7 protein-coding genes and 1 tRNA gene are annotated in these 13,414 nt (G+C 59.5%); 3 read left to right on the top strand and 5 right to left on the bottom strand.

Annotated elements, in window-relative coordinates; genetic code table 11:
* Positions 1 to 109: 109 nt before the first annotated feature.
* Entirely contained in the window at positions 110 to 1,108 is a 999-nt protein-coding gene (locus QE435_RS16625) for an MBL fold metallo-hydrolase (RefSeq protein ID WP_349042038.1), read from the bottom strand.
* Positions 1,109 to 1,301: 193 nt separating this feature from the next.
* Here QE435_RS16625 and QE435_RS16620 point away from each other — a divergent pair, with 193 nt between their 5' ends.
* Positions 1,302 to 2,699 carry an MDR family MFS transporter gene (locus QE435_RS16620; protein WP_349042037.1) on the top strand — a complete coding sequence of 466 codons (1,398 nt, stop codon included), beginning with the start codon at positions 1,302 to 1,304 and terminating at the stop codon, positions 2,697 to 2,699.
* Between the two features lie 15 nt (positions 2,700 to 2,714).
* Here the strand turns inward: QE435_RS16620 and QE435_RS16615 are convergent, their stop codons facing one another.
* From QE435_RS16615 to QE435_RS16605, 3 genes are all read right to left on the bottom strand, one after another.
* Positions 2,715 to 3,437 (bottom strand): RlmE family RNA methyltransferase, encoded by a 723-nt coding sequence (locus tag QE435_RS16615; protein WP_306931169.1) that lies wholly within the window; start codon positions 3,435 to 3,437, stop codon positions 2,715 to 2,717.
* Position 3,438: 1 nt separating this feature from the next.
* The gene (locus QE435_RS16610) at positions 3,439 to 4,986 is read right to left on the bottom strand and encodes a Ppx/GppA phosphatase family protein (RefSeq protein WP_349042036.1); all 1,548 of its coding nucleotides are present in this window, start codon (positions 4,984 to 4,986) and stop codon (positions 3,439 to 3,441) included.
* Between the two features lie 223 nt (positions 4,987 to 5,209).
* Positions 5,210 to 5,286, bottom strand: a tRNA-His gene (locus QE435_RS16605).
* A 313-nt stretch (positions 5,287 to 5,599) separates the two neighbouring features.
* Here QE435_RS16605 and QE435_RS16600 point away from each other — a divergent pair.
* Both QE435_RS16600 and QE435_RS16595 read left to right on the top strand, forming a co-directional pair.
* Positions 5,600 to 9,454 (top strand): ATP-binding protein, encoded by a 3,855-nt coding sequence (locus tag QE435_RS16600; RefSeq protein ID WP_349042035.1) that lies wholly within the window; start codon positions 5,600 to 5,602, stop codon positions 9,452 to 9,454.
* 94 nt (positions 9,455 to 9,548) lie between these two features.
* The gene (locus QE435_RS16595; RefSeq protein WP_349042883.1) at positions 9,549 to 11,189 is read left to right on the top strand and encodes an iron ABC transporter permease; all 1,641 of its coding nucleotides are present in this window, start codon (positions 9,549 to 9,551) and stop codon (positions 11,187 to 11,189) included.
* Positions 11,190 to 11,445: 256 nt separating this feature from the next.
* On the opposite strand, the gene QE435_RS16590 is transcribed toward QE435_RS16595, so the two are convergent.
* Positions 11,446 to 13,398, bottom strand: coding sequence for an acetoacetate--CoA ligase (locus tag QE435_RS16590; protein WP_349042034.1), 1,953 nt, complete (start codon positions 13,396 to 13,398; stop codon positions 11,446 to 11,448).
* Positions 13,399 to 13,414: the final 16 nt, after the last annotated feature.

Here is a 13,414-nt window from a genome sequence, read left to right as displayed (position 1 = left end):
ATGACGGGAAGGGAATAGAAAAAACCCTGAATGCTGTGCAATGCACCATGTTGCCGACAAGCCGCGGTCTTCTCGACCCCGACTTGCCGGTCTTGTGATGAAACTTCGGTCAGATATCGAACTGGTAGGATTTCGGCACGAACCTGTATCCGGTATCGAGCTTCTCGGCATAACCGACAGACGGGAAAGGCATGTGATAGCCGAGGAACGGAACGCGGTCGGTCGACACCATATCGAAGACCTTTTTGCGCGTTGCAGCCGCTGCCGCCTTGTCCATGTCGAAACGCACTTCCCAGTCCGGGCGCTGCAGCGACAGCACGAAGTGGTTTGCCGTATCGGCCGTGAGGATCAGCCGCTTGCCGCTGGACTCGACATTGAAGATCATATGACCAGGGGAGTGACCGAAAGCGGCCATCGCATTGATCCCCGGCACGACCTCTGCACCATCACCAATGAAGGTCGCCTTTTCCGCCAGTGGCTTCACATTGGCAAGCACCGCCTTGTGACCATTCTCGGCGGGCGTGCCGACGCGCTTTTCGTCGGTCCAGAAATCGTACTCCTTCTGACCGAATACGTAGCGCGCCTTCGGAAATGCCGACTCGCCCTTCTCCATCAGGCCGCCAATATGATCGCCGTGCATATGGGTCAGAACCACGACGGTCACGTCGTCCGGCGTATATCCCGCAGCAGCCAACCCCTCGAGGAGCCGCCCATTGCCGGACTCACGGCCCTGCTCGCCGAAGCCGGTGTCGAACAACACCAAATCGGACCCGGTATTGATCAAGGCGGGTGAGAAGCTGTTGACGAATTGGTCGGTGGGCAAAAAGTTCTTCTGCAGCAACTCGCCGACGGCTTCCGGGCTCTGGTTCGTGCCGAATGTTTCACCCGGCTTGCCGGAGGGACGCGCACCGTCCTTGACGACCAGCACCTCGAAGTCTCCTAGCTTGAAACGATTGGTTTCGGGCGGCATTGCGTGGTTGATCTCCATGGACGTCTGGGGCTGGGTTGTCTGGGCCGTTGCTGTGCGGCTCAGCACAAAGGGGGCCACTGCTCCGGCGCCTGCCGTGCCGAGCAGCACGCGCCGGCTGATGTTCATCCTGTCCGTCATGAATATCTCCGCTTGTTGGGGTACCAAGGGGCTTAACGAGCATCTGCAGCATTCGGTTCATGAGCAAGTCGTCACAGCGTCGTGAGGTGAGAGACAGTTCCATTCTTGCCAAATGTTTAGTTGGCAAGTCCTGGATGCGGGAGTAGTAAGTGGTCCGAACTTTTGTCGATGCGGGGTGGGCCGCAGTCAAGCCATGAACAGAATTATTCCGCTTATCCTCGCCGTCGCCCTCTTTATGGAGCAGATGGACTCGACCGTCATCGCCACGGCTCTGCCGACAATCGCGAGGGATTTGAATGTCGGCCCCATCACCCTGAAGCTCGCGCTGACCGCCTATATGGTGTCGCTTGCCATCTTCATCCCGATCAGCGGCTGGATGGCGGACAAGTTCGGCGCGAAGAAGATTTTCCGCTTTGCCATCGCGGTCTTCGTCGTCGGCTCCATCTGCTGTGCGGTGTCCGGCTCGGTTGTGGAATTCGTCGTATCACGCTTCCTGCAGGGCATTGGCGGCGCGATGATGACGCCCGTCGGTCGCCTCGTTCTGCTTCGCACCACCAAGCGCACCGATCTCGTTTCCGCCATGGCGTTGCTGACCATTCCGGCCCTCGTCGGACCGCTGACAGGCCCACCCATCGGCGGCTTCATCACCACCTATTTTTCCTGGCACTGGATCTTCCTGATCAACGTCCCGATCGGAGTGATCGGCATCTGGCTCTCTACGATCTATCTTCCGGAGATCGAGACCACCAATCCACCGCCCATGGATTTTATCGGCTTCGTGCTGTCCGGCCTTGCCGCATCCGGCGTGGTCTTCGGCTTTTCGGTGGTCAGCCTGCCCGCTCTACCGCCCTTTGTCGGCATTGCCGCCATCATCATCGGCTTTATCTGTGGTGCACTTTATATCCGCCACGCAAAAATTCATCCGGCACCGATCCTGGATTTCAAGATTTTCCAGAATGCCACCTTCCGTACCGCTTCGATCAGCGGAACGGTGTTTCGCATCTCAACGGGCGCCATCCCCTTCCTGATGCCGTTGATGTTGCAGATCGGCTTTGGACTGAATCCGTTTCAATCGGGAATGATCACCTTTGCAGGGGCCATCGGCGCCATCACGACCAAGTTCATGGCGCGCCGTGTCTTTGCCGCAACCGGCTTCAAAGCGACTTTGATCAGCGCTGGCGTGGTCGGTGCCTGTACCACAGCCGCGAATAGTTTCTTCACGCCGGACACGCCCTATTCGCTGATCATGATATGCCTGGTTGTCGCCGGTTTTGCCCGGTCGTTCTTCTTCACCGGCACGAATGCGCTGAGCTATTCCGATATCGATGACCGTCAGGCAAGCCAGGCCACATCCATGGCCTCCGTGCTGCAGCAGATCAGCCTGGCGCTCGGCGTCGCCTTTGCGGCAACGGTGCTGGAGGTCAGCAGTTACTTTTCCGGCGGCCATCTCCAGCTTGCCGATTTCCATCTGGCCTTCGTGGTTGTGGCGTTGGTCTCGCTGTTCGCGACCCTGCCGCTGATCGGGATGGACAGGGCTGCCGGCGCTGCGGTTTCCGGCCACAGAGGCAAGGCCACACAGCCAGCCGAATAATCCTATTCGGGGGTTCTATTCGTCCGCTGCTTCAGCCGGGGCTGCCTTGCGGCCCTTGAAGTGCTTGGCGAGCAGGAACATTTCCACCGACTCAGATCGCGACGAGGCGGGCTTGATGTGAATGACCTGCTTGAAGTTCTGCTTCAGCATATCGAGCAACTGCTTCTCCGTGCCGCCCTGGAAGGTTTTGGCAAGGAAATGCCCGCCTTCTGCCAGAACCTGCACGGCAAAATCGGCTGCGACTTCGCACAGATGCATGGTGCGGATATGGTCGGTCTTCTGGTGCCCGGTCGTGGGTGCCGCCATATCGGAGAGAACGAGATCGGGCGTGCCGCCGACCGCTTCCATCAAAAGCTCAGGTGCCTTTGGATCGAGAAAATCGAGCTGCAGGATTTTCACGCCAGGGATCGGGTCGAGTTCGAGGAAGTCGATCGCCGCGACGCGGATATCGTCTTCGGTCGAATCCGTCACCTTGGCGGCGATCTGCGACCAGCTGCCGGGAGCAGCACCTAGGTCGATGATGCGACGCGCGTCTTTCAAAATCTGATGCTTGTCGTTGATTTCCAGAAGCTTGAAAGCCGCGCGGGCGCGGTAACCTTCCAGCTTGGCGCGCTGCACGTAAGGGTCATTGATGTGCCGCTCCAGCCAGCGGCGGGACGATGCCTTCAGCTTCGTCTTCTTCACCTTCTGGCCGATCTTGCGTCCGGTACGGTTGGTGCTCGTGGGCGCCTTGCTCATATCAACCCTTCCGCTCTATTTTGCCCTGTGTCTGGGCACGGCGTATCTTGTTGCGGCGCCATGCGCCATCATCTGCCATCATATCGGTCAACAGGCCTTCGCGCAGCCCACGATCTGCCACGCGCATGCGCCTTGCGGGCCAGCGTCTGCGGATCGCTTCCAGAATGGCGCAACCGGCCAGAACCAGATCGGCGCGGTCCGGGCCGATACAGGCATTGGCGGCTCGCCCGGCAAAATCCCAGGCCAGAAGCTTGTTCTGCATGGCCGTGACCTCAGCATCGGACAGCCAGAGACCGTCAACCTTGCGGCGATCGTAACGCGGCAGATCGAGGTGGACGCCCGCGAGTGTCGTCACCGTGCCGGAGGTTCCGATCAGATGAAAATCATCAAGGGCCGATTGGTCCGATAGCGGCGGGCAATGGAATGCATCGAGCAGTCCTTCGACTTCCGTCACCATCGCCTCGAATATCTGCGGCGTCACATCGCGACCGCCGTGGCGCTCCGAGAGCGTCACGACGCCGACAGGAAGCGAGGTCCAATGGGTGATGTGGTTGGCAAGCCGGTTCGAACGGTTTTCGTTCAGCCGAATGACGGCAATCTCCGAAGAGCCTCCGCCGATATCGAAGAGCACGACGGAGCGTGCCTCGCGTCCCACCAAGGAAGAGCAACCGGAGACAGCAAGGCGCGCCTCGGTCTCACGGCTGATAATCTCAAGATGAAGGCCGGTCTCACGCGTGACGCGTTTGAGAAACTCTTCGCCGTTGGCAGCCGCACGGCAGGCTTCGGTCGCAATCAGCCGCATGCGGCGAATGGGCCGTCCGGCAAGCTTTGACGCGCAGACCTTCAACGCTTCGACAGCGCGATCCATCGCGTCATCGGATAGTCGTCCGGTCGATACCAGACCTTCCCCAAGACGAACGATGCGCGAAAAGGCATCGACGACCCGGAACTGGCCGGGACGTGTGGGCTGCGCGATCAGAAGGCGGCAATTGTTGGTGCCAAGGTCCAGCGCCGCATACATGTCGGAACCGGGCTCGACAGCCTCCCGCCCGCCTGCATGCCGCAAATGTGCAAAGCCTGCAGGCTCCACCACGACCGCTGCACCATTTGTTGCCTGGCCATTTTGCTTGGCGGCAGGCCGTGGCGTCTGGCTTGGCACCAAAGGTCTGCCTTGCGGATCGCGGTGCGGGCGCTTGCGCTTGCGCGCTTTTCTCTTGCTGGATGGGAGCTGCTCAGTACGCGCCGATAGATCCGGCTTCTGGCCTTCTGCCGCAATGCCTTGAGGTGTTTTTGGGGCGCCCTGCCCGCCGGAACGCCTGCGGCGTTTACGTTTGCGCGGCTCCGTTCCAGGCTCGATACAGCCTGTGGATGGAGGCTCCTGACGGGAGTCGGCAACAAGCAGTTGCGGCAAAGCAGGAGCGGAACGGTTCTTACCGCCTCGCTTGCCCTTACCACGACGGGAACGCTTCGCTTTCCCTTTTTCTGCCACCGACGCCCCTGGTTCCGACGGCTTTACGCCGTTGCCGGGGTCAATCACTGTTTTTTCCATTCCGCCGCGCAAAGGCCCGAAGGCATGCCGCTGGCGTTCATAAGGTTACGTTGAGGTGACCTTACCAGTATGTGACATTCTAGCCAACCGATTTTTGCCGGCGCGAGACATCGCGCGCGCCATTTCGGGTGAGGGTAAGCAGGCCGTAAGGGGAGATCAAAAAGAAAGACTTCTCTTCTCCCCGCAAGTCGGTGTGACGAAATGACTGACGGGGAGAAGAGAATGGTACGGTTGAGTGGGGTCGAACCACCGACCTCAGGTGCCACAAACCTGCGCTCTAACCAACTGAGCTACAACCGCACAAGCGACGCTTTCGCGCCACGGGGGCTCACATACGGGGAGTTTTTCCCTTTTGCAAGTCCTTCTCTAATTTTTGCGAAAAAACATATAGAAAGCAAGCGCGTTTTCGCACATCCATCCAGTACCGGGAACCGCGCGCTCCGGTCTACATGATATTAACTCTATTTCCCAATTCCCTCAGGCGATTATGGACCCGGCGGCTCTGTGAAGTTATTTAAGATTCTGTTAACGTCACGCCGATGCAGGCTGTGTGGTGCCTCATGAGGAGGCCGTGCGGCAGCGAAGGTCACGTAGTGCCAAAGTAGGTTCCGACATGCCCGCCGTTCAATACCCGTTTATCGATATCGCCGTGCATGAGCGTGTTCGGGAAAAATTTGCCAGGGGTGAAGCACTGGCGCTTTTCTCCATGGACCTGAAAAGCGCACTCTGGGCAAATGGACGCGGTGCCGCTCTTTTCGGTACGCCGATGATTTATGATTTTATCGAGCATGGACCGAAGGCGCAGGATGTGACCTTCCGTCAGGTTGCGGGAGCGGCAAGCCGCCTGCACAATATCGGCGACCGCCAGCAATTCATGATCCGCGTTCTGTCCGGCTTCCGCAGCGTTGCGGTCTCCGCTTCACTCGAAGTGATCGAAGTCGAGCGGCAGCAACCGGTGCTGCTCTTTTCCGCGATGCTGGATCAATCCGGCCTGTCGCTGGAAGAACGCGCCTGGCGGATGATCGAAGGCTTCGACGATCCCGATATTCATATGGCCGTGATGGATGACAGCGGCGCGATTATCGCTGCCTCGGCAAAATTTGCCGATCTCGCCATTGCGCCGCAGACCGCGAGAACGTTGATATCCATGGCGGCGCGTCATACCAGCAAGCTGGTGAAGCGTCCTGTTCCGACCGGCAAGGGCTACCTTCCCGCCGCGACGGCGCAACTGACGCAAGAGCCCATCCTGAATCTCGTCTTCGTGGTCGAGACGGCACTCGGCAAACTCGACCCCTCCTCCGATTTCATCGAGGCCCGGCCCGATACTGAGGTCCCGGTCACCGAAGAAAAACCGGAGGCCGTACCCGCATCAATGCCGTCGCAACAACTGGCCTTCGAAAGCGTTCTCGACGCGGTCGCACAGATCGAAGAGACGGATGACGAGCAGCAAGAAGCGGACGGTAACGGCATTGCAGAGGCTATGTCGAATGAGGACCAGTCCGTTTTCCTAGCCTATAAGCAGGACACGGACGAAGAGCTCGAAACCGTTCAGGCGGTATCGCATGCGGACGATTCTCCTTTGGCAGAAGCAGCAGAAGAAGAAGAGCCGACAACGGGACGGCATGACGACACCAGCGATAGCGACCCGGACCGCAAGACCGAAGACGCACAAAGCCTGGAAAACGGTACGTCCGAAGTACAGGAGGCGCATTTCCCCGAGGGGGCCGAGCCCCAGGCCCTGAAGACGGATACGCAAGAGCCCGCCGACGAGCCAACAACCCCGTCCCGTTTCGTGTTCAATCCGAATGGCCGGGCAAGCCGCTTTGTCTGGAAGATCGACGCCGCAGGATGCTTCAGTTCAATTTCGCATGAATTTGCCGAAGCCGTCGGGCCTAAAGCGGCCGCTGTCGAAGGCATGAGCTTTTCCGACCTGGCGGCTCTCTTCAACCTCGATCCTGAAGGCAAGATCGCCGAACTCTTGAAGCGTCGCGACACATGGTCGGGCAAGACCATCTACTGGCCTGTCGAAGGCACGTCTCTTGCCGTGCCGATCGATCTCGCAGCCCTTCCGACCTACACCCGCGCGCGGGAGTTCGATGGCTTCCGCGGCTTCGGCATTGTGCGGATCGCCGATGCGGTGGAAGACCCGCATGCGGCCGGTATTGCGCTGGCTGGCGAAAGCGATCCCGACGATCAGCCAGGGGTTGCGGAGGATCAACGGGATGACGCGGCGACCATAGAACCCGAGGTTTTGGCCGAGGCCAAGCCGGCAAGCATTGAGGAACCCGTTCCATTTTCCTTCGAGGATGGGGACGAGAACGAGGCGGAGGAATTCGAAGCCGCTTCCACGCCAGATGAGACCGGGCCGCAGCATTTCCACCAGCCGCCGGAGCATGAGGTTCCGGTGCTGAAGATCGCCGAAAAGCCTGTTCAATCCTATTCCGACAAGGTCGTACATATTGATGACCACCGCAATCGACGCGACGGCCTGACGGCGAGCGAACAGGCGGCATTTCGTGAAATCGGCCGGACGTTGAAGCCGGCCGAAGACCAGAACGCGACGCCGGCTGTGTCTGAACCCACGTCGTCGGACGATGTCACAGACGAAATCTCGGTCGAGGCGGAAGCCGAGGACGCTGTCAAGGATGCAATTCAGACAAACGATGCCAAGGTCGAAGGCGAAGAGCTGGTTGTCCCCACCACTACTGTCGATGCTGACCATCCGGCACTGCAGACCGACGACGACGCGTTTCACGCCTATACGCGCGGCGACGAGCCCGTTGCCTTCACCCATCCGCCCATTGGCAACCGCATGGAAAGCGGCAACGATGACAAGGAAGATGAGGGTCATCAAGACGCCGCGGCTGCTAGCGAAGAACCGGCTAGGCTGGAAGAGGATGGCAATCACGCCATCAAGGTTGAGGATGCCGTACTTGCTCCATCCCCGCGTCTTTCGACTGGATTGTTGCCCGAAACCGTAGACCAGATGCCGGTTGCGCTTCTCATTCACAGCGGCGATCGTCTGATCCATGCGAACCCTGAGTTCCTGCGCCTGACCGGCTATACCGATCTCGACGAACTCGCAGCGCTTGGCGGTCTGGATGCGCTGTTGCAGCGCGACGAACTGGAGAATGTTTCCGAGCGCAGCGGCGGCATGGTCGCGGTCAGCGCCGAAAACGAACTCATTCCTGTGCGGGCAAAGCTTCAGTCGGTTCGCTGGGAGGACTCAAGCGCCCTGATGCTGTCGCTTATCCCGACGGAACCGGCGCGTGATGCTGGCCCTGTTCACTTGGCTGATACCGCGAGTGAAGAGCCGGCCACTGAAGCCGCAGAAGACGCCACGCGGATGAAGGGCGAGATCGAGGAGCTTCACTCTATTCTGGAGACGGCGACCGACGGCGTGGTTCTGTTGGACGAGGACGGCAATATCCGTTCGCTCAACCGCTCGGCCAGCGCGCTTTTCAACTACGACAATGCCGAGATCGCCAACAAACCCTTCGTGACGCTGTTTGCGCATGAGAGCCAGCGCGCCGTGCTGGATTATCTGTCGGGCCTGGCCAATAATGGCGTCGCGAGCGTTCTCAATGACGGGCGCGAGGTGATCGGTCGTGAAGCCTCGGGTGGCTTCCTGCCGCTGTTCATGACGATCGGTCGGTTGAAATCCACCAACGGTTATTGCGCCGTAATCCGCGACATCACGCAGTGGAAGCGCACCGAGGAAGATTTGCGCAATGCCAAGCGGGCGGCGGAGACTGCCAACGCTCACAAGACCGACTTCCTGGCCCGCGTCAGCCACGAAATCCGCACGCCGCTCAACGCCATCATCGGCTTTGCCGATATGATGGCGACGGAACGCTTCGGACCGATCGGTCACCCGCGCTACATCGAATATTCCAATGATATCGTCCGCTCCGGTCGCCATGTCCTCGATATCGTCAACGATCTTTTGGATATTTCCAAGATCGAAGCCGGCCAGATGGATGTGGATTTCAAGGCGGTGGCGCTGAACGAGACTATCGCTGAAGCGGTCTCGCTCGTGCAGCCGCAGGCGAACAACCAGCGGGTGATTATCCGCACCGCGCTGTCGCAATCGGTGCCGCCGGTCGTTGCGGATCTACGTTCGATCAAGCAGATCCTGCTCAACATCCTGTCCAACGCCATCAAGTTCACACCTTCCGGCGGCCAGATCGTCGTATCGACCGCCTATGAGGCGAATGGCAGCGTGGTGCTGAGGGTACGGGATACCGGCATCGGCATGACGCGTTCGGAGCTGGAGCAGGCAATGAAGCCATTCCGCCAGGTCTCGGCTTCCAGCAGCCGGGTGCGTGGTGACGGGACTGGTCTCGGGCTACCATTGACGAAGGCGATGGTGGATGCGAACCGCGCCAACTTCTCCATCACCTCAACGCCGAATGAAGGAACGTTGGTCGAAATCAGCTTTCCATCGCAGCGGGTTCTTGCGAACTGATCGGCTCAGCTGTTAGCAACATCCGTGGCCGACACGTAACGGTCACGGGAGGATAAACGCCTTGCATCCAGCCGAACATCCAACCGCCGCATCAATGCGGGCAGGATTGCGCGTCAACCCCCTGACAATAGCGGCCATCCTGCTGTCCGCACTGGTCGCCATGCCGCTGATTGCCATCTTCGTCATCGCTCTGACGGGAGGCACAAATGGCTGGCAGCATCTTCTCGTCAATGTCCTGCCGCGGTCCGGCGCACAGACGCTGCTTCTGCTGGTTATGACCGGCGCCTTTACCACGATCACCGGTGTTACCACGGCTTGGCTCGTCACCATGTTCGAGTTTCCGTTCCGGCGGCTACTGTCCTTTGCTCTGGTGCTGCCGCTGGCAATCCCATCCTATCTTGCAGCCTATGCTTTCGGCGAGTTTCTGGATTTTGCCGGCCCGGTGCAGAGCGCGTTACGCGCGCTCTTCGGCTACCAGACCATTCGCGATTACTGGTTTCCCGATATCCGTTCGCTTGGCGGCGCCGTGCTGATTCTAGGCTCGGTTCTTTATCCTTACATCTATCTCTCCACCCGCGCGGCCTTTGGGTTGCAGGGGCGGTTTGCCACCGATGCAGCCAGGACGCTCGGCGTCGGGCCCCTTCGCCTGTTCCTCTCCGTCCAACTGCCGATGGCGCGTCCTGCAATCATCATCGGCCTTGCACTGGTGATGATGGAGACGCTGAACGACATCGGCGCGGTGGAGTATCTCGGCGTTCATACGCTGACCTTCACCATTTACGAGACATGGCTCAACCGCGGCAATCTTGCTGGCGCCACGCAGATCGCCGCTTGCCTCGTCCTCATCGTTGCGGCTCTGATCGTCATCGAGCGGAGAGCCCGCAGACGACAGCGATTTGCCGCGGGTAAAGCAACGGCGATGCATCAGCGATCGGCGAGAGTGACGCTTTGCTCAGCGGGTGGATGGCTTGCGACGCTCGCCTGCGCCCTCCCCTTTCTCTCCGGCTTTGCGATCCCCGTTCTCGTGCTTGGTAGCTACGCTCTCAAACGGCTGAATGGGCTTGCCGATCCAAAACTCTTCAAAGCGCTGCTCCACAGTCTCGAAGTGTCCCTTCCTGTCGCGCTCGTCACACTACTCGGCGGCTTTCTGCTGGCCTATGCGCAGCGGGAGCAGCCCTCATGGCCGACGCGTTTTGCGGTCAGGGTGGGATCGCTCGGTTACGGTATTCCCGGCACGGTGCTTGCCATCGGCGTGTTGCTTCCGCTTGCCGGTCTCGACAATGCTGTCGACGGCGTGATGCGGACCCATCTTGGCCTCTCCACCGGGCTTCTTTTGTCGGGCACGGCCTTTGCGATCATCTATGCGCATAGCGTGCGCTTCATGACGCTCGCGGAAGGCACGGTCGATGCCGGCTTCCAAAAGCTGTCGCCCCATCTCGACATGGCCTCGCGCACACTTGGCCGAACCCGGCTTCAGACGCTGGTTGGCGTGTTGCTGCCCAATATCCGACCCGCCGCCATTACGGCATCGCTGCTGGTGTTCATCGAATCGCTGAAGGAACTTCCGGCCACCATCATGCTGCGGCCTTTCAACTTCAATACGCTCTCAACGATGGTTTATGAAAGTGCGTCGCGCTCCCGCGTGCAGGATGCAGCACTTCCCGCGCTCGTCATCATTGTGGCGGGGCTGGTGCCGGTCATCCTCGTCTCCCACTCCTTGGACAACAACGCATAAAAAAAGAGGCAGCTGACGCTGCCACTAAATTTGTGCTTTTAACGAGAGTAGGATCGAAAATACATCATGTCTTTTTGGAGCCACCGGCTCTCCATCCGGTCATTGAATGGACCCGCGTTGAATTCATTTTTGGACAATTCACTTTAAGAGAAGGTTAAAACCGCCTCCCACCTTTGACGGGCGACAATTCCTATAGGGCATCACGCGATGGTGAATCGCAGGTGGGAATCATTGGCCTCATCCACGCTTGAAACGGTTACTCCTGAAGCGCCGCAAGCCGTTCGAAAAAGGCAAGAGCCTCCGGATTGGCCAGCGCCTCCTTGTTCTTGACCGGACGCCCATGCACCACGTCGCGAACTGCAAGTTCAACGATCTTGCCGGATTTCGTTCGCGGGATATCGGCGACGGCGATGATTTTTGCCGGAACGTGGCGGGGCGATGCACCCCTGCGGATCCGGTCCTTGATGCGTGAGATCAGCGCATCATCCAGGCTCGCACCATCCTTCAGGCGCACGAACAGCACGACGCGCACATCGCCGTCCCAGTCCTGCCCGATGCAAAGCGCCTCCAGCACCTCGTTGATCGTCTCGACCTGGTTGTAAATCTCTGCCGTGCCGATGCGCACGCCGCCGGGATTCAAGGTGGCATCCGAGCGCCCGTGAATGATCAGCCCGCCATGGGGCGTCCATTCGGCAAAATCGCCGTGGCACCAGACATTGTCGAAGCGACTGAAATAGGCGGCGCGATATTTTTCGCCATCCACATCGTTCCAGAACATGACCGGCTGGCACGGAAAGGGTGTCGTGCAGACAAGTTCGCCTTTCTCGCCGCGCACCGGCCTGCCTTCATCGTCCCATACGTCCACCGCAAGACCAAGACCCGGCCCCTGGATCTCGCCTTTCCAGACCGGCTTCACCGGATTGCCCAACACGAAGCAAGAGACGATATCGGTTCCCCCCGAAATGGACGCCAGCTGGACATCGCTCTTGATGCCATCATAGACGAAGGAGAAGCCTTCCGGCGATAGCGGCGATCCGGTGGAGGTGACGAGCCTCAGCGCCGAGAGATTATGCGTCTTGCCCGGTTCCAGACCGGACTTGCGGACCGCATCGATATATTTGGCCGAGGTGCCGAAAACGGCGAAGCCTTCTTTTGCCGCATAGTCGAACAGCACATTGCCATCCGGCGCGAATGGCGATCCGTCATACAGGCAGAGCGTTGCGCCCGAAGCGAGGCCGGTCACCAGCCAGTTCCACATCATCCAGCCGCAGGTGGTGAAGTAGAAGAAGCGCTCGCCCTCTTTCAGCTCACAGTGAAAGCGATGCTCCTTCAGATGCTGAAGCAGCGTTGCGCCCGCCGAATGCACGATGCATTTCGGCACGCCGGTGGTGCCGGACGAGAAGAGAATATAGAGCGGATGGCTGAATGGTTGACGGACATAATGCAGCGGTTTTTGCTGGAATGGCTGAATGAAATCATCGTAGTGAACGATGCCGGTTTCACTCTCCTGATCGGTTCCCCTGGTTCCCGCGTAGGGCACCAGCAGCAGCGGAACGCCAAGCTTTTCGGCAACCGCCTTGGCCTTATCCGCCACCTCCTGCCGCTTGCCATTGTACCAATAGCCATCGCAGGCGATGAAGAGTTTCGGCCCGATCTGCCCGAAACGGTCCAGTACGCCTTGTTCGCCAAAATCGGGGGAGCATGAGGACCAGACGGCGCCCAGCGATGTGGCAGCCAGCATCAGCGCCACGGTTTGCGGCATGTTCGGCATCATCGCAGCGATGCGGTCGCCAGGCTCGATGCCCCGCTCGGCAAAGGCCTGCTGCAAGCGAGAGACCTCCTCACGCAGCCTATTCCAGGACCAGCGCGCCTCGACCTTGTCTTCACCGCGGAAGATTATCGCATCATCCGGCCCGCTGCGGCTCAGCAGATTTTCGGCAAAATTCAACTCGGCATCTGGGAAGAACCGCGCATTGAGCATGTCGTCACGGTCGATAAGAACGCGTTCCCCCGGCTCTCCGATCACGCCGCAATAGGTCCACACCGCACTCCAGAAGTCTTCGCGCGCATCCACCGACCAGCGGTGGAAGGCATCGTAATCGGAAAATGTTACGCCATAGCGGCTGGCGCACCAGTCGATGAAATGCGTCATCGGCGATTGCGCGACGCGCTCAGCCGACGGCGTCCAGAGCGGCTTGTTGTCAGTCACGGTGGCCTCCTCCTGC

It is taken from the genome of Agrobacterium sp. SORGH_AS 787, assembly GCF_030819035.1.
Taxonomy (GTDB): domain Bacteria; phylum Pseudomonadota; class Alphaproteobacteria; order Rhizobiales; family Rhizobiaceae; genus Agrobacterium; species Agrobacterium larrymoorei_B.
The sequence above is the reverse complement of the archived record's forward strand: the minus strand, read 5'-3'. Positions and strand labels throughout refer to the sequence as shown.